The 24,336-nt window shown below is 42.2% G+C and carries 18 protein-coding genes and 3 tRNA genes; 12 read left to right on the top strand and 9 right to left on the bottom strand.

All coding sequences use genetic code 11. The features are described 5' to 3' along the window. Positions 1–132: 132 nt before the first annotated feature. A complete protein-coding gene (locus LBB20_01280; protein MDR2735460.1) occupies positions 133–1,734 on the top strand; it encodes a SurA N-terminal domain-containing protein in 1,602 nt (533 codons plus the stop codon). 65 nt (positions 1,735–1,799) lie between these two features. After that, positions 1,800–2,924, top strand: coding sequence for a hypothetical protein (locus tag LBB20_01285; GenBank protein MDR2735461.1), 1,125 nt, complete (start codon positions 1,800–1,802; stop codon positions 2,922–2,924). Between the two features lie 68 nt (positions 2,925–2,992). Here LBB20_01285 and LBB20_01290 read toward each other — a convergent pair. Beyond that, a tRNA-Leu gene (locus LBB20_01290) sits at positions 2,993–3,076 on the bottom strand. 116 nt (positions 3,077–3,192) lie between these two features. Between LBB20_01290 and LBB20_01295 the strand changes: the two genes are divergently transcribed. Beyond that, positions 3,193–5,886, top strand: a complete 2,694-nt coding sequence (locus LBB20_01295; GenBank protein MDR2735462.1) for a hypothetical protein — start codon at positions 3,193–3,195, stop codon at positions 5,884–5,886. Between the two features lies 1 nt (position 5,887). On the opposite strand, the gene LBB20_01300 is transcribed toward LBB20_01295, so the two are convergent. Next, positions 5,888–7,126 carry a beta-ketoacyl-[acyl-carrier-protein] synthase family protein gene (locus tag LBB20_01300; protein MDR2735463.1) on the bottom strand — a complete coding sequence of 413 codons (1,239 nt, stop codon included), beginning with the start codon at positions 7,124–7,126 and terminating at the stop codon, positions 5,888–5,890. A gap of 143 nt (positions 7,127–7,269) precedes the next feature. Between LBB20_01300 and LBB20_01305 the strand changes: the two genes are divergently transcribed. Genes LBB20_01305 through LBB20_01325 form a run of 5 tightly spaced genes read left to right on the top strand, consistent with a single transcriptional unit; the run spans position 7,270 to position 12,726 of the window. After that, the gene (locus LBB20_01305; protein ID MDR2735464.1) at positions 7,270–8,895 is read left to right on the top strand and encodes a hypothetical protein; all 1,626 of its coding nucleotides are present in this window, start codon (positions 7,270–7,272) and stop codon (positions 8,893–8,895) included. Beyond that, positions 8,892–9,815, top strand: a complete 924-nt coding sequence (locus tag LBB20_01310) for an Amuc_1100 family pilus-like protein (GenBank protein ID MDR2735465.1) — start codon at positions 8,892–8,894, stop codon at positions 9,813–9,815. The genes LBB20_01305 and LBB20_01310 overlap by 4 nt, the downstream gene beginning before the upstream one ends. A gap of 11 nt (positions 9,816–9,826) precedes the next feature. Then, positions 9,827–10,690, top strand: a complete 864-nt coding sequence (locus LBB20_01315; GenBank protein ID MDR2735466.1) for a hypothetical protein — start codon at positions 9,827–9,829, stop codon at positions 10,688–10,690. A gap of 54 nt (positions 10,691–10,744) precedes the next feature. Next, positions 10,745–11,878, top strand: coding sequence for a DNA-processing protein DprA (gene dprA, locus LBB20_01320; protein MDR2735467.1), 1,134 nt, complete (start codon positions 10,745–10,747; stop codon positions 11,876–11,878). Positions 11,879–11,919: 41 nt separating this feature from the next. Continuing rightward, positions 11,920–12,726: an RNA methyltransferase gene (locus LBB20_01325; protein ID MDR2735468.1), complete on the top strand. Its 807-nt coding sequence runs from the start codon at positions 11,920–11,922 to the stop codon at positions 12,724–12,726. 14 nt (positions 12,727–12,740) lie between these two features. Here LBB20_01325 and raiA read toward each other — a convergent pair whose 3' ends face one another. Then, positions 12,741–13,046 carry a ribosome-associated translation inhibitor RaiA gene (gene raiA / locus LBB20_01330; protein MDR2735469.1) on the bottom strand — a complete coding sequence of 102 codons (306 nt, stop codon included), beginning with the start codon at positions 13,044–13,046 and terminating at the stop codon, positions 12,741–12,743. Positions 13,047–13,172: 126 nt separating this feature from the next. On the opposite strand from raiA, the gene LBB20_01335 reads away from it, so the two are divergent. Continuing rightward, complete coding sequence (locus LBB20_01335) at positions 13,173–13,964, top strand: ABC transporter ATP-binding protein (GenBank protein ID MDR2735470.1); 792 nt, start codon at positions 13,173–13,175, stop codon at positions 13,962–13,964. A 30-nt stretch (positions 13,965–13,994) separates the two neighbouring features. On the opposite strand, the gene LBB20_01340 is transcribed toward LBB20_01335, so the two are convergent. Then, positions 13,995–14,720, bottom strand: coding sequence for a sugar transferase (locus tag LBB20_01340; protein MDR2735471.1), 726 nt, complete (start codon positions 14,718–14,720; stop codon positions 13,995–13,997). A gap of 60 nt (positions 14,721–14,780) precedes the next feature. Beyond that, positions 14,781–17,081, bottom strand: coding sequence for a DNA translocase FtsK (locus tag LBB20_01345; protein ID MDR2735472.1), 2,301 nt, complete (start codon positions 17,079–17,081; stop codon positions 14,781–14,783). A 120-nt stretch (positions 17,082–17,201) separates the two neighbouring features. Here LBB20_01345 and LBB20_01350 point away from each other — a divergent pair. Then, positions 17,202–17,278: transfer RNA gene (locus LBB20_01350), tRNA-Val, on the top strand. A gap of 32 nt (positions 17,279–17,310) precedes the next feature. On the opposite strand, the gene LBB20_01355 is transcribed toward LBB20_01350, so the two are convergent. Further along, the gene (locus tag LBB20_01355) at positions 17,311–19,056 is read right to left on the bottom strand and encodes a site-2 protease family protein (protein MDR2735473.1); all 1,746 of its coding nucleotides are present in this window, start codon (positions 19,054–19,056) and stop codon (positions 17,311–17,313) included. Positions 19,057–19,233: 177 nt separating this feature from the next. Between LBB20_01355 and LBB20_01360 the strand changes: the two genes are divergently transcribed. After that, positions 19,234–20,391, top strand: coding sequence for a GspE/PulE family protein (locus LBB20_01360; protein ID MDR2735474.1), 1,158 nt, complete (start codon positions 19,234–19,236; stop codon positions 20,389–20,391). Between the two features lie 56 nt (positions 20,392–20,447). Here the strand turns inward: LBB20_01360 and LBB20_01365 are convergent. Both LBB20_01365 and LBB20_01370 read right to left on the bottom strand, forming a co-directional pair. Then, positions 20,448–20,524 (bottom strand) — tRNA-Glu (locus LBB20_01365). A gap of 67 nt (positions 20,525–20,591) precedes the next feature. Further along, positions 20,592–21,974 (bottom strand): amino acid carrier protein, encoded by a 1,383-nt coding sequence (locus LBB20_01370; GenBank protein ID MDR2735475.1) that lies wholly within the window; start codon positions 21,972–21,974, stop codon positions 20,592–20,594. Positions 21,975–22,181: 207 nt separating this feature from the next. Here LBB20_01370 and LBB20_01375 point away from each other — a divergent pair, with 207 nt between their 5' ends. Continuing rightward, the gene (locus tag LBB20_01375) at positions 22,182–23,540 is read left to right on the top strand and encodes an APC family permease (GenBank protein MDR2735476.1); all 1,359 of its coding nucleotides are present in this window, start codon (positions 22,182–22,184) and stop codon (positions 23,538–23,540) included. Positions 23,541–23,962: 422 nt separating this feature from the next. Here LBB20_01375 and LBB20_01380 read toward each other — a convergent pair. Then, positions 23,963–24,336 (bottom strand): hypothetical protein (locus LBB20_01380; protein ID MDR2735477.1); only part of this gene is annotated, 374 nt, incomplete at its 5' end.

The raw sequence follows: 24,336 nt of genomic DNA on the forward strand, positions 1-24,336 counted from the left end.
TGATTTTGCCAAAATTTACAAGAACATTTTTGTTCTGTAACATTTTGACATATTAAAAACTATAATACATCAGTAATAATTTATTGTAATTTGCGTAGGAATTTTATTTTCATTTTTCAAAACTTTTAACTCATGATTTCTTTCCTAGAACGTATTTTGCAAAAACATCACAAATGGCTATTTTCGATATTACTATTTATTATTATCGTCAGCTTTGTTTTCACCGTGGGTTCCTCACCGGGCATAGGGAGAAGCAGGGTTAAGGCCATAAATTTCTTTGGCTATAACCTAAGTTCGCAGAAAGACATCAACTCTCTGCTGGAAGAAACAAGAATGAGTGCAACCCTCAACGGCCGATTTGATTTGTTATACTTCGGTGGTCTTCAGGATGAAGCACTTATGCGTGCCGTGAAAATAGACATGGCAAACAAAATGAAAATACCAATCCCGGACAAAAAGATTTTGGACGATTTTGTAGAAAAATACAAAATGTTTATCGATAAAGACGGTAAATTTAGCCCATCGGCCTACAACACAATCATCGGTTCTCTGGTAAGGCGTGACCACGATGCCGAAACATTAAAACGCACGATGGAAAATGATTTTCGTTTGCAATTCATCGAAAATGCCATCGGTGGCTGTGGTTTTGCCCTGGAACAACAGGCAGAGGAACTGGTCAAACAGAACGAAACCAAATGGTCCTTTTATCTGGTGGAGCTGAATGCGGATGAGCCATCGACAAATTTTTCTGAAGAAGAGCTAAAGGCGTTTTTTGATGAAAACCCAGGCCGCTACTATTTTCCAGAAAGATTCATAGCCACCTATGTTGAATTCGAAAAAGATGCGTTTCGCGAATCCATGACTCCGGCCACAAAAGACATCCTGAAAAAATTTTACAGCGACAAAAAAGCCCAATTTGATAAATTCAAGGACGATAAGGAGGCTCTGAAAAAAGAAATAATCGACGAATACGAAAAATCCCAGTTGAAAAAACTAGCGATAAAAGCCGCCGGAGATTTTGTGTATGGTCTCTATACAAATGGCATAGCCTACGACAGCGAAATGTTCCATAATATCTTAAAAGCCAATAGGATAACCGAAAAACCAATTCCCTGTTTTGACCTGGATAATCTTCCCACGGACCTGAATCTACCTTCCAAAGCTATAAAAAACCTAGTTGATCTTGACAAAATCAGGTACTTTTCGGATCCCTACGAAACAATCAATGGCAACGCCGCGGTGCTATTTTTAAAAGAAAAAATATATCCGGTCAAAATGTCATTCGACGAAGCTAGGTCATTGGTACAGGCCGATTACGTAAAAAAAGAAGCTTCGGCGGCATTTGACAGAAAATGCTCTGAAATACTTAAAGAGATAGAGTCTTCACTTAAAAAAGATGTAACATTCCAGGCCATCGCACTCGAAAAACAGCTAAAGATCCAGGATCATAAAGACAAAACGCTAAATGATCTCCAGCGAAGTGACTTACAACAGGTCTTGGATCATATATCCAAGGGAAATATCGGCAGACTGGTCAAGGATAAAAAGAGTGATGAACTATGCAATCTAATCTATATATATAATATGGATGTGCCAGAAGTTACCGATACAGAAAAGCTAACCAAAGCCATGGAAAACCTAGAGTCCGAATCAGCCGATCTTTTTGCCCGATACTCGGTGATAGATATGGCCGAAGATGTGCTGACAAAATACAAAGAACTCAATGAAAAATAATGTCAAAAATCACGAAAACATCAGATATGTTATTATATGCTAATTTTGTTGACTTATAATATAAAATGGTTGTTTACACTACATACTATAGTGAAAATGAAATGAAAAACTATCTGATAATTGTTGGAGTTGCAGTTGCGTTATTGAGTGGATGTCAATCGACAGGCCCTGACTCTATTAAAGAAGCCCAGCCGGAATATAACTATGCGCTGGCTGAAACTGCAAATGAACAGATGTTGCTTAACCTTGTTAGGTTAAAGTACCGCGATACGCCATATTTTCTAGAAGTTAGCGGCATAACCGAATCCAGGTCAGCAAAGGTTTCCATGGGACTTGGGAAAACCCAATGGAACGTCAATGCGCATAATTCTGGACCTACAGCAGTCATGGCTTTTCCACTTTTAGGAACCGAAGAAACCAGGACCCCAACCATAACCTATGCTCCCCTTCAGGGCGAAAAATTTGTTAAACATCTTGTGTCTCCAATCCCACTATCAATAATACTCACCATGGTTCAGGCTGGCTGGACCATAGACCGGGTATTCAACCTGTGTGTGGAACGGATCAATGATCTGGATAATGCATCAACCGCCTCGGGCCCAACTCCAGAAACAAAGCCAGAATATGAAAGCTTCTTCCGCACCACGGAGTTATTGGCCAAGCTCGACCGCAGTGGCGAGATAGAAATAGGAACGAAAAACAATGAATTGGTTCTTAAACTTTCATCGAGCCCCTATCTGGCATCGGAAAAATACGAACTAAAAAATCTCCTGGATTTGTCTCTGGACACTGACGAATTCACTTTCGGAAACAATTTTATAGACAGCTCGGATAATACCCTGACCATACGTACACGTTCGATCATGGAAGTGCTTTTTTATCTATCCCATGCCGTCACGGTCTCCCAAAATGATATCAATGCCGGTCTGGTCACATTGACCTATGATGACACCGGAGATATTTTTGATTGGACAAACAATCTATCTGGAGAACTGCTCAAGGTTCATTCTTCGGAGGAAAAACCTCAGGGAGCGTTTGTATCGATAAAATACAGAGGTTCATGGTTTTACATAAACGACAACGATTTAAATTCCAAAACGACTTTTATGTTATTGAATCACCTATTCAATCTTCAGTCAGGAGAATCTAAATCCATAGCTCCAACATTAACCCTGGCCGTTGGTAGTTAATATTTAAAAAATATATCAAAATACAGGCATCGACATTCGGTGCCTTGTTTTTTAGATAGTGCTTTAGATGGTGCTCAAGAGGGGACTCGAACCCCTACACCTTGCGGCACATGCACCTCAAACATGCGTGTCTACCATTCCACCACCTGAGCTGAAATCTGCGACAAGCGAAATACATTCAATCATGTTAGCAATAAAAATATTGTAGTTGCCATAGTTTTGGAATTAATTTTATCAACTTGTTTTGTTGGAAAGGAGACATCGGCCCATGGACAGAATTGAAAGACCGAATAGCGCAGATGACATAGCTGAAATAACCGAAATAGCTGAAATAGCTGAAAAATCAGAAAGCAAGGATACTCCGTTGGGTTCCAATCTCAAGTTTGGAGTAAAATGGAGCGATCCCGAAATTAAAAATTCCAGCCAAAAGTATCGGCAATATCCGCAAAGATCACCCAGGCGTAACCAGGGCAACTTTCGGGCTGATAATCACAGGAAATATCAGCAGCACAACAGGTTCAGGCCCGTAAGGCGTCCCTTTGAGCCCATCGTCGACGTCGCCTTTTACCAGAACGATGAACCATTTAAAGCCATGGTCGCGATGATGCAGACCTCCTGCAAAACCTATAAGTTGTTCAACGTGGCTCGGTTGATGCTTGAAAAACCAGAAAATTTCGTCGTCACAATAAAAAAGAAACCAAACGCAAACGGAGAGCTGGAGCCACTGTATCTATCTCTGCCCGATGGTGTTCCTTTCGAAACCGAACAAGATGTTGTTCTCCACATAGCTAGACATCATATGGACAAATTTTTTGACATAACCGAAATCGATGTGGAGAAGCCAAAAGGTAATTTCACCAGTGTCCACAGATGTGGCATTACCGGGAAGCTGCTGGCTCCACCTAACTACCACAAATACAGGGCGATAGTCAAAGAACACTATGAGTCCGAGATAAAATTCATGTCTTTTGGTAAATTTATGTCAAAAATAGAGATCGTCCATGACGAAGCGGAGATCCAGAAATGGCTTGAGCAAATGTCTAGGCGCCTAATATACAAGCCCAAAATGCCAGAAAATACCGACGATTTGCCAAAAATTGAATCGATATCCGAGGCTAAGCAGTATCTTTTGGAGAATTTTAAAGACAAAGCGATAAAGGAATCGATAATGCTAAGGATACCAGGAACGGTACTAGTGACCATGCAGCGCTGCCTGCTCAAAAAATCGATAGACTATGCCTGGCTATGGCAAAAAAGGATCCCGCTCGATACCGCTAACCGGCTCCGTGGCAAATTCAGAAGCTTTCATTTTTCCGTATATAAAAATGGGAAAAGTGGCATATCCTACGTCTGCGCCGCTCGTAGAAAATTTGTGCCAAGCAACTCCGTTTTTACCAATGAAATCCGCCAACTGATAGAATTTTTAGAAAAAAATAATGGTATAAAAATATCCGAACTGGAACAGAAGATTCGCAACCCGACCAGCGGGATTAGTGCCCCCATCGAAGAAATTGCAAAAAATCTAAATTGGTTGATCCATGAAGGCTATGTAATTGAATATGAAGATGGTAAGCTGGAAACTTTGCCAAAGATGGAAGAGCCAAGAGAAAAATCGGAAAAGTCGGAAAAACCGGAAAAGTCAGAAAAGTCTGTTCAGAATAGCAATCAATTGGCTCTAATTAACCCATCGGACACCACAACTTTATCATTACGCGTTGATGAAGAAATAGTTATAGAACCATACAACAGAGAAACTGCAATTGTCGTGGACAAGGAAACCACCATGGTCGCAACCGGCAGTAGTCCATCCATGGATGGCAACAACCTCCAGGAACAAGCCAATCATAATAGAAATGTATTTAGGGCAAAACTCATTGAGCGCAAAAGACTTAGCGGACCAAACACAGAAAAAGTTGGCTATCACCTGGTATTCGAAAATTCCGGCGGCCACAGTTATAAAAGCGGCGATGCCCTGGCTGTGATGCCAAAAAATCCAGAAAAAGATGTGGTGAGTATATTAAACAGGCTTGGATTAAATTACGATGAAATTGTAAAAATTGGAGAATCCGGACTAACTATCGGTAAAGCACTTACAGAAAAATTATGTCTGACACATCTGCCAAAACGCTTCTGGGAAAGCCTTGCAAAAAAAATCAAAGATGAAAAAGAATTGGAAGAATATTTCGATATAACCAGCGGTGATGGCCAAAAATTTGAGACTTTCTTGAAGACCAATGGCCTGGCCGATATACTACAAAAATTCGAAAGTATCACATTGTCAGCCAAGGACTTAGCCGATACATTAGGAAGGATGCCGCCCAGACTGTACTCCATATCGTCTGCCTATAGCGCCACACCGGACAAAATCCACCTACTGGTCGCGGCTGTTAAGTATGTGGTAGAGAACAACAAAGAGCGCCGTGGTGTGGCTTCAACCTATCTGTGCAATGAGCTACAGGTTGGAGAACAGGCCGAGGTGTTTATAGTGAATTCAAAATTTTCCCTACCGGAAAACTCCGCTGACATTATCATGGTAGGACCCGGCACCGGCCTCGCACCTTTCATGTCATTTCTTCTGGAAAGGGCTACCCGCCGGGCCAAAGGTAACGCCATCGGGCGCAATTGGTTGTTTTTCGGAGAACAACATCGAACGGAAAATTTTTATTACAAAGATGAACTGCTTTCTCTGGTCGATCAGGGAGACCTGTGGCGTCTTGATTTGGCATTCTCCAGAGACCAAGAGCATAAGATCTATGTCCAAGATAAGATGTTAGAAAACGCTAACCTGATACTCGACTGGATCACCAACGGTGCCTATTTTTACCTATGCGGAGACGCTTCGAAGATGGCAAAAGATGTTGAGGCCACTCTAAAAACAATACTTAGCAAACATACCAACGATCCTGATGGATTCGTCAAACAGATGTACAAAGATAAACGCTATCAACGTGATGTCTACTGACCTAGGCTGAAAATTTTTTAGCTATAACAACGGAATTTACACCCATCATTCCAAAGGAATTGTTCAAAATCACATCCGGGTTATCTAGCTTTATTGCCTTGTTGCACACCAGATTATCGATTCGACAGCTGGGATCTATGTCATCGATATTGATCGTCGCATGGACATAATGATCATCAAAAGATGGCAAATTCCCAGCCAGCTCCAAGGCTCCAGCAGCTCCCATGGCATGACCTATAAGACTTTTAGTATTATTGAAATACGTATTGCCAACGGTAAACACCTCCCGTAGCGCAACGCACTCAGATATATCTCCCTGGGCTGTCGACGTGGCATGGGTGCTAACTATACTCACGTCACCGGGCTGCATATTGGCCATTTTTAAAGCAAGACGAATGCATTCCGCCTGCCTGGTCGAATTCGGCTTGACAGCATCCGTGGCATCGGAGTTTATCGCATAGCCAACTATCTCGGCATAGATCTTCGCGCCACGTGACAGAGCATCCCTCAGCCGTTCAACAACATATAGGCATCCACCTTCGCTCACCACAATCCCGTTTCTTGCCTTGTCAAACGGTCGGCTAACCCGGTTCGGATCCTGGTTATAACCCAGCGCACCTTGACTCTTAAATCCAGCAAATATGCCAAAAGACCTTATGCTTTCGCTGACACCACCGGCGATGGCAATGTCAACTTCGCCAAGCCGTAACATTTGAAGTGCCTGGATTAACCCTGCATTACCAGCCGCACAGGCAGCGCCGATGGTATAATGAGGCCCGGTTATCCCCAGATTTATGGTAATCTCACCGGCCGGATTGTTGGCTATGGTCCGTGGGTTATGATAGTGTCCCCAGTATTTTACATCATAGTTAAACCGGGACAAATTATATATCTCGTTCTCTGTCTCAACGTTACCGTGCTCTGTTATGCCCACGTAGACGCCAATTCGTGCTCTGTCCATCGTCGCAAAATCAATACCGCTGTCGCTAATCGCCTCGTTGGCACAATAAACGCCAATGCTGCCGGCGCGGGTACCATTCCTAATGTCCTTCTTGCTTTGATAGCGAGTGGCTTCAAAATCACATACACCGGCCGGAACAACCCCAATATACCGAATATCGAGCATTTCGATATTTGACTTTCCGGCTAGCAAGTTACTCCTGAACTCCTTCAGAGAGTTGCCGTTAGGTGCAGTCAATCCCACACCGGTTATGACTATTCTTTCATCAGCTGTGTACATCCTCGATCACCTTAGATAAAATTAAATTCCAGGAAAGTAAAAAATAACCCAAGTTATATCAATTAATTATCCGAAGCACCCAATTAATTAAATACTTTGCACTGTTACAAATTAATGTAGAATAACAACCTAGGATATTGTGGATGAAGCGGCTAAATAAAGTTATACTCCATTACAGCAATGACATGGTAACGATTTGCGATGTCTCCTTTAAAGAAGAAAATTACCTTATAAATGTGCTAGGAACAATGGAATTAACCAGAGACAAAACCATTGATACCATCCTAGAGTCCCTACCGCAGAAAATAAGAAAAAGCGTCGGCCAGATCATACTGGCGGATTCGATCCTAAAATATGTGCCGCTTCGAACATACAATACGAGAGAAGACAGGCTTAAAAAAGCAATCGAGTTCGAATTTGCCAACATTTTTAAAGAAAAAGCAGACCAATTGGCCTACTATATAGATCCGACTCCAACCAATGACAAAAATATCGCAAACTGTTTTGTAGCAGAACCCTGTGTGTTAGGCTCTCTGCACCTTGCTTTGAAAAAAGCCCAAATGTCTCCAAAAATACTGCTGCCGGACCCGGTGCTGCGCATCCGCGGCTTCAATAGGTACAACAGGCCAATACTGTTCATTCATTTAGTAAAAAACGCTCTATTCCTGCATCTAGGCGAGGAAAACAAACATCAAACCAAGGTGATTCCACTTGGGCTGGATTCCCTGGCGAAAAAAATCAAACGGGACCATCAGGTCCACCTGTCAACGGATGAACTGGAATCGGTATTATTTTCAAGGCCAATATCGATAGCATCTGATAAAAATGCGCCGATTATAGAGCAAATTACCGACGAGATATCTACATATTTAATGGAAGAATTGAGAAATTTTATATCAGAATTTTTTGACAATAAAAGAACAATCTATTCAGGGCCAATTGTTCTTAGCGGACTGACCGACGATTTCGTTTGCATGCCAAGGTTGGCCGATGTAATACCCCAGGAAAATATCAAAGATATAAACAATGTTATAAAAATTCACCTAAAGCTAAACAATGATTCAGAACAAGTTATCGCCGGGATCATTCCAGCCCTTATCGGTGCCATTAACCTATCCAATGAAAAAGACAATGTCTTAAATTTATCAAAAAATATCAATGAATCAGAATATGCCGATGGTATTCTACCGTCCTATCTCAAAAATTTGATCCTGATCATGGTTCTATTGACCTCGGCAAACCTATTTGCCTACTCGGCCATTCTGAGAAAAAATATAGTTCTGCGCCATATAAATTCCAATCTTATAAGCGATAAAGCCGATCTATCGAAGCTTGCAAGTAGCATTGCGGCTGCCAAAAAAACCGTCGAAGCCAGGCAAAAAATTACAAATACAGCAAATTTTGCCAAAAATCACCAGGATCTGTTGATAGAATTTTTCCGAAATCTACAGGCTTCGGTGGCAGAGATTAATGACCTCTGGCTGGATGAGTTAGCGATTGATCCATCTGAACAGAAAAATGCTGGTGAAAAACTTCCTACCCAGCCTTCGATAAAAATAATCGGCAGAATGTTTGTAAAAAACATGTCAAATTTACCAGAATTCACATCACTGACCAATGAACGATTTAACAAATTATTCGAAAAAATGAAAAAACTACCTGGTGTAACCAATGTGTCTAAAATAAAAATACAGCCTCCGGAAAACAACACCATACTATTTCGGTGCGAGCTATTTTTAAAAAACAATTCCCAGATTTTCAGCCCATGAATTTTACACTTACAAAAAAACGTGCTACCTATCTGTCCGCAATAATTTTTTTGATTATTCTATTTCTGGCATTGCCAACGCTGCTGCTTGCCACGATAAAAAAAATGACAGAAAACAAAAATTTAGACGAAGCCAACAGAAAACTCCGGCTAGAAGTCTCTCATCTCCAATCAACTAAGCCGCAACCAACCGAAGCCACGCTGACTTCCCTGAGACGCAGGGCCAGCGCCTATGAGCTTAGATCAAACATCTACCTGGAGGAATATAGAAAATATTCACTGGCGATAACGGACAGTTCCGCACCAAAAAACGAAGTCGATCTATATTTTTCACTGATGTCACTGGTTAAGTCACTGCATACAAAAGCAATCAAGGCCAGAATCAGTGTTCCGAAAGACTACTACTTTGCCTTTGAACCCTATGTAAAAAAAGATCTGATACCGCGGCCAGAAGAAATTCATCTGCTTTATAGCCAAAGCCTAGCCATACTGAAACTATTATCCGTGCTGTTCAAATCCAATGAAAATGAAATGGCACTGATTTCCGTGGAAAGAGAATCTATTTCCTTGGACAAGAACAAACTAGACGCACCGGATACATTTTCATCGGCAAAATTCAATAGCTTCCGAACCAAAGGAGCGGAATCCTCTCTGTTCACAATAACATTCGCCGGTTACACCAGATGTTTTCGCAATTTTCTGAACGGCATAGCCCAAAAATCCCTGCCTGTACTTTTCAAAGAAATAAAAATTTCGCCACTGGATTCGAAGACGAAACCAGATAATAAGCCCCAGGCTAAAAAGGAAGAAAAGACGATAGTTGTTGAATCGAGGAAATCAAAAATCAAAGTGACGGTGGAGTGGTTATTCATGAACAATAATGAAGAACTCCTTCGGTCAGAACAAGTAATAAACGAATGATGTCTCTAAATATGTTAGGATTAGCAAGCTGTGTCCTATTTTTTCTAGGCACAGCCTATGAGTTTTTTTGCATGAAAACCGCCAAAAATGAACCACTAAAACCGCCGGATCAACCACTTAATCAAAAAATAGACCTGGCTTATCAGGACGATCTGCTCAGGTACGATTTCAATGAGTTTTCCTGGCCAGATCCAACCCCATCGGACCGGGGCGAATTCTGGCTATTTGATCTATTTACACCACCGCAAATTTCTGTCAGCAATGGGGTATTTTCGGCCTCATTGCCACAATTACACAGCGAAAATCTCGATTTAACTGTCACATCAATTTCAAGACAACAATATAAGATACAATTTTTCGGTTATTTTCAAAAGCCAGCCGGCTTCGGCGATAACAATAAATTTACATTAATACTATACGATATAACAAAAGACCAAAGCTTCCGATGCGAAGTTGGGGATGAACTGACTGATAAAAACATTTCCATAATCGGCTTCAAGGAAAAATTCTCCTCCGCTGATCCGCTATTGAAAAATAAACCGATGGTGACAATTTACGACAAAGACCTTGCTAAAAACATTGAGCTATCCAGTCATACAAAATTCTACGATGATAGATACACAATAGTAATAAAGTCTGGCACTTCTGCTAAGTCGTACACCATTAACAAGATAAATGACTCCATTAGCCTGGATGGCATCAGCTATTCCCTGACCGAAGTCAACATGGATGCCGGATATATAAAATTAACCCAGACCGGTGGCGATGGCCATGAATCAGCCAAGATAATCAGGGTTATCGGCTTAGCTGACAATACATTACAGAATGAACCCAGACAAAAACAACCGATCATCGATGGACCAGACAGGAAGTAATTTTGATAATTTTCTCGTTTGACATCCTGATAATTTTATGAGAAAAAATCGAAAATGAAGCTAGCTGGGCTGACAAATACGCAATTGCTAATGATACTGAGTTCATTGCCAACCATCGGCAGCATCACCTTCTTCAAGCTATATAATAATTTCAAAAAAAATCTTCACCAAATATTCTCGGCAACCAAAGAAGAACTCATGGAGATCGGACTTGTATCCGAAGCCATTGCTAATAAAATACTAAACTGGGAGAAATTTTTCGACCTAGGTAAAACTGAAACAAAATTGGCCAAAATTCGAGGGGATTTTATTGGCTATTGTGACAATGAAAATTATCCAAAATCACTAAAAAATATCCACGATCCACCCATTGGGCTGTATTCCATCGGCAACGGATCTTTGCTAAACTCCCGATGTATAGCTATCGTAGGTACAAGAAAACCAACGCTTTACGGCATTAAGGTAGCCACAGAATTTGCGATAAACCTGGCAAATCTGGGGTTTTGTATAGTCAGTGGCCTGGCCCAGGGAATAGACAGTTCGGCCCACGAAGGAGCCATCGCAGCCGGTGGCAAAACCATCGCTGTTCTCGGTTGTGGCATCGACATCATTTACCCATCCGAAAATCGCCGCCTATACAAAAAAATCGCTGAACAGGGTTGTATTATTTCGGAATTTCCTCTGGAAAAAAGGGCTGACAAGCAAACTTTTCCCATACGAAATAGGCTTATTTCAGGGCTTTGCGACAACGTCATCATCATTGAAACCGCAAAACATGGCGGCAGCATGATAACGGCAAACATCGCCTGCGAACAGGGAAAAAACGTATTTGTTATACCTGGCAGAATAGATCAAACCTCCAGCGAAGGCTGCCACGAATTGATCAGAAATGGAGCAACCCTTGTGACCTCGGTGGATGATATATTGGAGGAAATAAATTTTCCAATGCAACAGGCTCTCGTTTTTGATGATCAAAAGGAGGAACCAAAAATCTCCGATCCTGTTGAAAGACAAGTCCTTAATTTTCTAAAATCCTGTGACAATGCTACCATAGATGACATAATGATCAATAGCCAGCTGACTCTCGGGCCGATTCTAAAATCCATACAACTGCTTGAAATAAAACAACTCATAACAAAAAATTTCGATGGATCATTCCAGGCAAATTTTATGCACATGCACAAGTAGTATTGCTTTTGGGCCATAAATCAACAAAAGATATCCGGTTTGTGGCCCTGGAGAGCAAAAATAATCCAAAGATAAAATTTCTCGACAAGTTGAAAAAGAAATCCTGTCGAGAGCGATATAAAACCTATTTGATCGAAGGCCATCGAGAACTGATGCGAGCCTTCCAAGCCAACCTGGTAACCGAGGTGTATTTCTGCCAAAAGTTGTTCACTGACAACACATTTCATGGATCATTAGAAAAATTATCCTCGGCGAATATTCCGATGATCGAAGTCGGTGAACAGGCCTATCAAAAAATATCTATCAGAGAAAATGGCGATGGCCTGATCGGACTGGGCAAGCCATTCGTAAAACCATTGGACCATATTCGACAAGAGGAGCCCGGCAATCCATTAATAATTGCCGCTGAGAGTCTAGAAAAACCAAGCAATTTGGGTGCGATAATTCGAACGGCCGAATCTGCCGGAGCAACCGCACTGGCCGTGCTGGATGCGTCAACTGACCCCTATAACCCAAACACAATAAGATCTTCCCAGGGCGCAATATTCTCAATTCCGATAATAGGTTGCAGCTCAATAGCTTTCGATGAATTTTGCCATAGCAATGGTCTGAAAATTATCTGCACAACCCCGCACGGCAACCGGATTTATTGGGAGGAAAATTTGACAAATAGCCTGGCAATTATCGTCGGCAGCGAAGCTAGGGGCCTTTCGGATTTCTGGCTTAGGAACACGAATTCTATCTCGGTTAAAATCCCCCAGCTTGGCAGTTCAGATTCCCTAAATGTATCCGTTGCAACCGCAGTGGTTACCTATGAAGCAGTTAGACAACGTAACTTAATTTTATAGCTCGAAAAAAATCGTTACTTTTTTTCCCTGCTGGCCTTGTCCGTCAACTGTCTATCCAATTTTTGCACAAGCAGATCTATGGATTTATACAAATCATCGCTGGAGGCCACGGCTATGATGTCCGGGCCGTGGATTTCCACATGACCTTTTGCCACAAATTCATTACTAGGATCCTTGCTCTGTTCATGTTGCAACTCAACCCTTATGCGCACAATCCCTTCGCCATGCCGAAATAATTTTTCAGCTTTTTCGTGAACTTTTTGCTTAAGTGCTTCTGTAAGTGTTAGATGCACACCAGATACGATTATATCTTTTTCCATATTTTCCTCCTAATTATCTGGACCACTTTAAATTGCTGGACTTTATTTGCAATCATGAAAGAATATATTTCAACGGTTAGTAATAGGTTACAAAATTCATAATTAACACATCATCAATTAGTTATTATGCACGATACCGATGCGAAGTTACTGGACATACGCAATTTGACTGTCCGATTTAAAAACCCAGAAGTCCTGGCGATAAACAATATTTCGTTCCACGTAAAACCGCGCGAAACCTTTGCAATTATCGGGGAAAGCGGCAGTGGGAAAACTTCCGTGGCTTTAAGTATAGCAAATTTGTTCAACAAAAAAATAGCGAGCCTGTCGGGAAACATCCTGTTCGACGGCGTAGATCTATTGTCGATTCCAGAAAAAAATATGGCATCCTACCGAGGGCACAAAATAGCCTACATCTTTCAGGAGCCAGGCCTTGCACTAAATCCTTCACTCACAATAGGATATCAAATCCGCGAATCGATGAAACAAAAGTCCAAACATGCGGTCATGGAACTCATGGATGATGTGGGATTAACAAATAAGCGATTTTATTATGCTTATCCGCATGAACTTAGCGGTGGCATGCAACAGAGGGCGATGATTGCCATAGCCATAGCCAGCCACCCAAAATTATTGATAGCGGACGAACCCACCACTTCGTTGGACGTAACAATCCAAAAACAAATCATAACTCTACTAAAAAACATTAAAAAAGAACGTGAACTTGCGATACTGCTGATAACTCATAACTTCGGCATAATCAATGGCTTCGCTGACAGAGCCATGGTAATGTTCAACGGGGAAATCGCAGAAATAAACAGTACCGGAAATATATTCAAAAATTCTAAAAGCCCATACACTACCAAACTTTTGAATTGCGTTCCAGAACTCGGTAACCCAGGCAAATTGGACCTGTGACTAAGAGCCTGATGTTAAAATACTTACCGCCTAGGAACGTTGGGACACTTTTTCGCTTTTTTCGATGGGCGTTAGACTTTTTACTTTCTTTTGACCAAAAATATCGAAAATTATGCCCATTAGCGACGAACTCAGATACTTGAAAAACACAACGGCGGTCATGAATATTATGCTTGCATCCAACCACAAGTTCTTCTCCTTCAAGTACTCAAGGTTGTATTTCATTTTTTTCGGGAAAACAAAACGCAGGTAAGCATCGGCCCTATCCTCGGCATTATTCAACACATTGGCTTCGTACTCAAGGATTTTCAGCGTCGCATAGCCGGTTATTCCGGGCTTAAATTTCAAAATTTTCCTGTATTCAACATCGTTATTTATGACATCAAAAAAGTCCATCGTCAACGGTCGATGGCCAATAAATCCCATGTCGCCCTTGATAACGTTAAAAATCTGGGGAAGCTCATCTAGCCGAGTCTTTCTCAAAAATTTACCAAATTTCGTGACTAATTTTTCGTTAAATGAATTCAGAGCAATATCGTCATCTTTGGTATCGGCAATGGTTCTGCGCATCGTCCTGAACTTTATTATTCTGAACGGCTTACCATTTTTGCCAATCCTTTCCTGGGTAAAAAAAATGCCAACTTTTTTGATCTCAAATCTAGACAAAATGGCAATTATGAACATGATTGGCAGGAGAATGAGCGCAATGACCAGGGCACAGCTAAGCTCTAGGAATCTTCCAATCTTCACATCCATGTTCGAAGGTTATCAAAAATCTCCAAACTTGCAATACTCAATTTACTAATTTAAAACATGTTACAAACCATCCTGGCTATCTTCCGCCGAGGAAACAAGCCCTTTTTCCCTCAAAGTATCCATGATTCTTGCGGCCCGGTTGTAGCCTATCTTCAACTTTCTCTGCAAAAACGAAGTTGAGGCCCTGTCATTGGAGCGGATGATTTCCAAAGCCTTAGGAATCATGTCATCATCCCAGTCTTCGGCCGACTCGCCATCCTCCACATCTCCGGTCTCTATCCGCTCCTGCACGGCTTCCTCGTACTTTGGCGCGCCATTCGTCGTGTACAAAAACCTAACCAGGGCATTTATCTCATCGTCCGAAACCAGCGCGCCCTGGGCCCGTAGCAGTCCGCCAGAACCAGGTGGTAAAAATAACATATCTCCTTGGCCAAGAAGTGATTCCGCTCCACCAATATCAAGAATTGTACGGCTGTCGACTTTGGAAGCTACCTTGAAAGCGATCCGACTTGGAAGATTCGCCTTGATTATTCCGGTGATCACATTCACCGAAGGTCGTTGAGTTGCAAGGATTAGATGAATACCGGCCGCCCTCGCCAACTGAGCCAATCGGGCAATGCAGGTCTCTATATCTCCCGGCGCCACCATCATCAAATCGGCCAACTCATCTATTATGCAAACAATGTAAGGCATCTTTTTAGCTACCAGATTATGTGACTCATCTCCTTCTGCAATAGGCACTTTTGATTGCGAATCAACAACCTTCGCATTGAAGCTGGCTATGTTTCGCACCCCAACCTTCGCAAATATCTGATAGCGATCCTCCATCTCTGCAATCAACCACTTCAAAGCGTTGGGCACTTTTTTTGGATCGGTGACCACCGGAATCAGCATATGCGGTAGATCATTAAATGTCTGCATCTCAACGATTTTTGGATCAACCATTATAAATCTTAGGGCATCCGGCGACGCATGAAACAGCAGCGAAGCAATGATTGCATTTATGCAAACCGTTTTGCCAGAACCAGTTGCTCCAGCAATCAACAGATGCGGCATCCTGGCCAAATCGGCTATTATCGGCTCACCGGTAACGCCACGGCCAAGAACAATCGGGATATCTGCCCGCATTCCGGCCCAGGCTCTAGATTCCAGGATTTCCCGAAGCCTAACAGTAACCGGTTCTTTATTAGGTAGTTCTACACCTACACAACCTTTCCCAGGCACCGGCGCGATGATTCTTACGGACTTCGCCGCCAGGCCAAGGGCAATATTTTTATCCAACCCTACGATTTTCTCAACCCGGACGCCTGGCTCGGGCAAAATCTCATATCTAGTTATGACCGGCCCCCTGTGTATCTCGCTCGGCTTCACAGAAACACCAAACTCGGCAAGAGTGCTAACAAGCTTAATTGCAACAGATTCATGATCCTCGCCGGACACCAGATTTAAACTCCCGCGCTCCAACAATTCGGTGCTCGGAAACACATGATCACCGATTTTACAAGAAGCTCTAACGAGGACCGGCTCGACGGAACTCACATCAGCCGAAGAACTTGCATAACCGACCGGTTGATCCACTGGCAGCTCAATCCCAGAGCTCGATACCAAATTCCCGGTCCTAGTAACCTTATCTCGACTTGCTTTGCCCACGAAAACCACCATTTTCCCGGCCAGTCTAGTCAGACCAAATAATCCGCTGACAAATCTGCAACATGCACGTAGTGAACTAGATACAACACGCAACCATCGGATGCCTAGCCTTCTAATGGCCATCATCAACCGAAGGCTTTTTTTTTCAGATCCGGACACAGGTTCGGTTTTCCTGAAAATCAGCCATCCATCTACTAAAAATACCGCCAACAGCAGTATAAATCCACCCAATGGGCCAAATAGCGGGTCCAAAAATTGATTAAGTATTTTCAGGCCAAATATTCCACCAAGGCCAGCAGAAAATTTGTTCTCAAAAAAACCAGTAAATACTTTGTCCTCAAGAAGATATTTGTGAAAAACCGAAAGCAATCCAGCCAGAGATAAAATCATGCAAAGTGAATGAAGCCAAAGCCACCTCGAAAATGGTCGAGCTAATTTGAATGCAACCACGAAGGAAAACCATATCAAAAGCCCGGAAACCAGCAGGCTCGCCAACCCAATAAATCTGACAATCCAAAACGAAAACAAAGGCCCTAGCCTCCAAACCATATTTCTATGTGGCTGAACATCAAGAGCTTTTGTACTAATCAACCAGCTTTGATCCGGATCAAAATCCAATAGCCAGATCAGCGTCAACAATCCGAGGACAAAAAGAAAAGTCCCGCCAACAATATCTTTGACTCGACTACATTTTTTTTGTGGCTGGCTCATGACTCTTATCCGGTTAATAGCAAACAATATATAGTAGAGTATAAATTTCAAACAAATCAACCACTATAACCCACACATTTTTCTTGATAGGCTATTCCAAATTAATTCTCTAACAGCCAAGGGGGATTAGCTCAGTTGGTTAGAGCGTTTGCATGACACGCAAGAGGTCACTGGTTCGAGCCCAGTATCTCCCACCAGGTGGCACAATAACGTCCGAACTATCAACAACTTACTCGTTCGCCGAAGCCATTCCTTCCCACAGAGCCTGAACCGGCACCTGCAGATTAAGCAACTTCTCCGCCTTAACATCGTTGTCATGATCACCAAAAATCCTTCTAATATCGAAGAAACTAACATAAACCATGAGAAGCATGAGCAGGACCATGAATAGAAATTGAACGGCTGTCGTAAGCCGGCCTGACAGATTTTTTCCCATTATTTTCTCTGCCACTGCCATCATAATATGGCCACCATCCAAAAACGGAATCGGCAAAATATTCAATACGGCCAGATTGACATTTAGGGTGATTATAAACAGTAAAAACAATCTGAAGTCACACAACGCAAACATGTTAAGCGTCTTCACTATGCCAGGTAAGCCCATCAGATTTTTTAGCGCCACATTGGATTTTCTTGAGATCAAACTATTGAGAGTTATCAGCGTGTTCCTGACACTATCTAACAACTGGGATACGGGATTACAGTGAACCATCCTAGTTCCCTCGGAAAAAAGAACGCCGATGCTATTAACTCTCTCTGGCTGTACAAGTTCTAAATTCTTTATATTTCCATAGCTGACTTCCCGAACTAGGCCTTTCTTCGTCATAAATCTCAACTGTGGACTCTTTGTGTTCTTCAGGATAAACACCAAATCCGCCATGGTTTCTATCTCTTTTGAATTCACAGCCATAAGCCTACTGCCAGGAGTAATATCCCTGTATGTATTGCTTAGGTGCTTATATTCCAATAACTTACAAATCACCTTGTCATCAAACAAGTTGGAAAGTTTTGTTCCCTCGGCATAGTCTGGATAGATCTCCATAAAACAATCATCAAACTGCAGCTTGACATAGGGCTTCTTTACTGGTATGGTCATAGGGTCTAGTCTGAGGGACTTCGATTCATTGCCGGACTGAACCAGCAGCGAATGAGGCTTATTGGTTGACTGAAGAATATGGTTCAGCTGGGAAAGGGAAAAAATGTCCTGATCATCGATTTTCAAAAGGATATCGCCATTTTGTAACCCAGCTTTTTCTCCGGGCGAATTTTTAAATACCTCATGGACAATTAGCTTCTGAGCCATCTCCACACCTATCGTACGCATATAATCACCGGCAGCTTCATTTTTCATCACAAGTTCCGGATAGACATCAACGTCAAAAACGCTACCATTCCGCTCCACCTGCAACCTGGCCAATGGCTTATCATCGAGGCTTCTATTGGTACCAAGTACGATGTAATTCATTAGATCAAAATGTGTTCTAACCTGTTTTCCATCAATACTCAGGACCTTATCGCCTGGTAACAGTCCGGCCTTATAAGCCGGTCCTTTAACTTTCAGGTCATCCTTAATCCAAATCTTCTCATGGACATAGCCAATCACATTTGTCATCGAACTTCCAGGCTTTTCGCAGCCAACAACCCAGATGATCGATGCCAAAACAAATGCGAATATCATATTGAAAATAACACCCATCGATGCCGCGATTATCTTATCCATACAGGATGGTTTTTTAAACCCCTTGGGGATATCGAACTCGCCCTCTATCTCTTTCATTTCAGCAAGTTGCGGTAAAGCCACATAACCGCCAAATGGTAACAATGATATGCGAAATTCGGTTTCGCCATGTTTCCAGGAAAATAACTTCGGCCCGAACCCGATGGAAAATCTAGGTATGTAAAATTTCCTACTTTTCGCTGCAAGGTAATGGCCAAGTTCATGGACAAATATAGAGCCACCAAAAAATATCACCACACAGATACATGACCAAATGACATCAAAGCACATAAAACAGCAGGGACTAATACTTAACTTTCATCAAAAGTCCAGAGACAATGTTGTAATTTTAAAACAACTTTGACATAAAGAATTTGTTAATCAAAATAATCCGGCATAGACTGTGTTCAGGTATTTTAATAACCACCGATATAGATGACCTCAAATGATAGTGAATCTCCCATAATAAGATTCGTTAATCATGTTTTTGAGCATGCCATCGCAAAAAAAGCGTCGGACATTCACTTTGAAACATTCACCGATGCGGTGGTGATAAGGCTACGCGTGGACGGCGTACTGGAAGAACTCCCTTCCCCTGATAGACATCTGGGCAACGCGATAATTTCAAGAATAAAAACCATTGCCGGGCTGGATCTTGCGGAAAGAAGACTGCCTCAGGATGGCCATGTAGAAATAAAATATCTAAACCGAGTGGTGGACTTCCGGGTATCTACATTACCAACCCAATATGGCGAAAGTGTCGTGCTGCGTGTACTGGACAAAGATTCGTGGCATTTTGATTTAAACCTAATGGGCATACCGGAGAATGTGTTAGCAGAAATTCGTAAAAATTTACACACGGGCTCGGGAATCATATTGACCACGGGACCCACAGGTAGCGGTAAAACAACCACACTTTACAGCGCATTGCATGAAATAAACAACGAAGAAATAAAGATCCTCACGGCCGAAGACCCGGTGGAATACGAAATCGATGGAATTGTGCAAGTTAACATACGAGACGATATAGGTCTGTCCTTTGAAAAAACCCTCAGATCATTCCTGAGGCACGATCCGGACAAAATACTAATAGGCGAATTAAGGGACTCCATTACGGCCAAAATAGCCATACAAGCAGCACTCACAGGCCATCTGGTACTCGGAACACTGCACACAAATGATGCTCCAGCCGCCATAACAAGACTCGTCGACATGGGCATAGAACCATTTCTCATCGCCGACACAATCAGAGGAATTCTGGCCCAAAGACTACTGCGAAAAATATGTGAAAATTGTAAAGAAAAAGCACCAAGAACCAGAATTTTTGAAGAAAAATATCCAGAACTAGCTGACTCAGAATATTATATAGGAAAAGGCTGTCCCCAGTGCAACAATACAGGTTACTCCGGCCGGTTTGGCATCTATGAATGGCTTGACATAAATGCAGAAATCAGACAGTCAATAAGAAACCTGGTCCCGCTGGAAAATTTGCAAAAAATAGCCCTAGATCAAGGCCTTGTGCCATTGAAAACCCAGGCAATCGAAGCAGTAAAAAATGGCCAAACCACCATCCATGAACTGGATAAGGTGTAAATAATAGCCCATTGATTACCGAGAGATCCGTACACACACCTTCACCAATAAAAACCTGGCGTCCCGTATGGGATTCGAACCCATGTTGCCGGAATGAAAATCCGGTGTCCTTGACCGACTAGACGAACGGGACAATCACTATGTGCAAGCTACATCTATCAGATATTTTGCAAGTATTTTTTAAAAAACCCTGGCCAAAATTAGGGTATATTGTATTTTTTTAAATCCCTAAAAAACATTTCGGTTTCATCTATCACAATTTTTCTTAGTCCTATCAATCCTATTAGATTTGATATGGCCATAAGCCCAATCACAATATCCGCCAGAGCAAGTACAGTGTTAATTCTAAAGAATGGGCCCAGCGCAACAAAAAAAACAAAAAATATTTTATAGAGGCCCAGGGCACTGTCTCCCCAGATATATTGGATGCACTTCTCTCCATAGTAATTCCATCCAATAATAGTGGTAAACGCGAATAATATAATGCTGAGGCTAACTATCAATTTTCCAAGAGAAATCACTCCAAGACCCTGTTCAAACGCATAGGCCGTAAGCATTGCGCCTTCCAACGGTGGCGATAGATTAAAAATGGCTCCACCGTCACAGGAAATCACTATAACCAAGGCGGTCATGGTACAGACGACTATGCTAAGCAATGCACCGGCCGCGGCTGCTAATCCCTGTTTGGCCGGAGAATCTGTTTTGGCAGTGGCAGCGGCTATGGCCGAACTGCCCAATCCTGCTTCATGGGAGAAGATTCCACGGCTAACTCCAACGCTAGCTGCCAATGTGGCGGTTATTCCAACACCACCGCCCAGTATCGATTTCGGCATGAATGCACTCGAGCATATCAAATAAAATACCTGGGGAATTTTAGAAAAATTAATTACCAACACCGCGGTCGCAGCCCCAATGTAGAACAGTGTCATAATTGGAACAATTTTTTCAGCCACCGCAGAGATTCTATGCAATCCACCCATGGTTATTGCCATGACCACAAGGCTAAGCACCGTCGCTGTAACAATATTAGGAATGCCGAAAGATCCAAAAGCAGCTGCTATGGAATTGCTCTGAGCTAAAGTCCCTGTTCCAATCAAAGCAACCATCAGACCAAAAAATGCAAAGATTTTCGCCAATCCATTGCGACCTAACCCAAACCTAATATAATACATTGGGCCTCCGGAAATGCTGCCATCCGCAGCTATTTTTCTGTATTTTATCGCCAAAACACCCTCCGCATACTTAACCGCTAGGCTAAGAATAGATGAAATCCATAGCCAAAATATCGATCCCGGACCGCCTAAAGTCACCGCCACGGCAATGCCTACTATATTGCCTGTGCCAAGAGTTGCTGATAGGGCGGTACATATGGACGCAAAAACAGAAATGTCTCCACCGCAATTTTTATTTTTTGCATTGCTTTCGATGATGCATTTCATCGCCAATTTCAAATTGGAAAATCGCAACATTTTAAGCTTGTATGAAAAATAAATACCAACAGCTAAAATAGATATAATTAGCGGCCAATTCCAGATTAGCCTGGAAATTGCATCCAAAAATGATTCAAGCTGTTTTGGTTCCACAAATTGTTATATTAGAAATTATCAAAAAATACTCTGTCAAGGCTAATATTTTCCTGAAAAGGCGCCCGACGGCCATCAATATTTCTAATTTTAAAAACCATAAGGTCATAAAGTCATAAAGTCATAATACACATATTAGCCTTCTTTTTATACAACGAGCGGCATAAAACAAAATTTTCTCTTGCGTTATTTTTTAACTTGTTAGTCATGCCAGCCGAAATGGCCCATCGATTAGATAATCGCACCAGCAAGAAACAGCTTGGGATTTTAATGCTAATTTCGCTTGTAATAAGCAGTCAGGTTGGGTCGGGAATCTTCGTTTTTCCGGCAATTCTAGCTCCCTATGGGACAATTGGATTGGTAGGATGGATTTTTTCCGGAGCAGGAGCCATATCGCTGGCCCTTATTTTTTCCGAACTTTCTTCAAAAATTGTAAAAAATGGAGGACCACATGTCTATGTAACCGAAGCCTTTGGCCAAAAGACAGGATTTTTTATCGCCTGGATCTACTGGATCATATCCTGGGCCAGCAATTCCGTCTTGTTAGTCACCATAACGAACTATCTATCAACAATCGTCGGAACTCTTAGCCCGGCACAAACGATTTTCATTCAAATTGGAGTGCTTTTAGTCATAACTTTCATCAATTTGATGGGTATTCGCACCTCCGGCTTCATAGAACTGATACTAACATCTCTAAAAGTCATACCCCTATTTATACTTCCTTTTATATTTTTCACGTCGTTTAACCTGAAGCACTTCAAGGTTTCTGGACCGGTGCTGTCAATCACAGATACATGGACAATAATTTCAAAGACTGCGCTTCTAGGATTCTGGGGATTCGTTGGAGTCGAATGTGCGACAACTCCAGCGGAACGTGTCAAAAATCCACAAAAAACACTTCCAAGGGCGATTATCTTTGGCACGGCCTGTGTTGCTTTCATATACCTTTTCAACCTGGTATCCGTCTTTGGTGTAACAGGATTTGAACCGATGGTCGGTGCCAATGCACCCTATGCCATTGCCATGAACAAAATTTTCCCAGGCTATGCCAACGGAAATATTATCATTTCGCTTCTGGCGGTAATTGTTTGTTTTGGCACGCTAAATGCCTGGACTCTAAGTGCCGGCCAGATCGCCCAGGGTGCGGCAGCTGATAGATTATTTCCATCTTTTCTGGGCAAGACCAACAAAAACGAAGCTCCGGCACTTTCAATTTTGATAGCGTCATTTGGTATTATCATTCTTCTCATAATTGCACAATTTTCCAGCCAAGGAGGACTTGAGCGTCTAATCGATTTCATGGCAAGCCTTTTTCTGATTATCTATTTGGCCTGCAGTGTTTCCTATGCTAAAATGGTAAAAAACTGGAAAAAAGATCCAGCAGATAGAATCAAATCCTATATGCTTGCTGCATTTGCCATTGCTTTTTGTATTTTTGTGGTTGCTCAAGACATTCTGAACACCATACTAGCTTTGGCGGTTTTCATATCCATTGGTATTCCGGTTTACCTATCTGTCAAAAAACGTCTCGTACTGGCCGAAACACAGGATCCTATTGGGTAAAAAGCTTTTTGTCAGACCTAACTAATGCCAAACATTTTGGCGGAGAGAGAGGGATTCGAACCCTCGGTACTATTACTAGTACACAGCATTTCACTGCTGACAAACGGGTTAAACAATGGGTTAAATTATTTTTTTACAATTTCTTGACAAATCAAAAGAAACAATGCTAGCATAAATTTTATGTTAGTAAAAAAATATTTAAAAATAATAAGGTCAATGTTGTTGTTATCTTGCCTTGCTGTGCTTTGTTTTTGTCAGAACAGTTCTTGTTCTGCTGTAACCAAAGGACACAGTAAGCTAAGAAAAAAGATTTCTCTTAAACGCAGTAGGCGGCGTACCTCTAGGCGCAGTAGACGGCGCACATCTAGGCGCAATAGGCGGCGTACCTCTAGGCGCAGCAGTGGCAATCAAATGACAATGTCCTATGCTCCATCGACTAGGCAGCTAAACCCAATTACTATTTTTAGCGATCCATTCATTCCGTTTATGCAGCTAAAACCAATTGCCATATCTCCGATCATTCCACCGACTGCATCGCCAGAGCCAGCTGCTAAGTCTCCGATCGTTCCACCGACTGCATCGCCACAACCAGCTGCTAAGCCTACAGTTATTCCACCGACTGCATCGCCACAGCCAGCTGCTAAGTCTCCAGTTATTCCACCGACTGCATCGCCACAACCAGCTGCCACGGTTAAGCCTCCAGCCGCTCCATCGACTAGGCCACAACCAGCTGCTAAGTCTCCAATCGTTCCACCGACTGCATCACCAAAACCAGCTGCCACGGTTAAGCCTCCAG

This window comes from Puniceicoccales bacterium, from assembly GCA_031283585.1.
In the GTDB taxonomy this organism is placed as follows: domain Bacteria; phylum Verrucomicrobiota; class Verrucomicrobiia; order Opitutales; family LL51; genus JAIRTH01.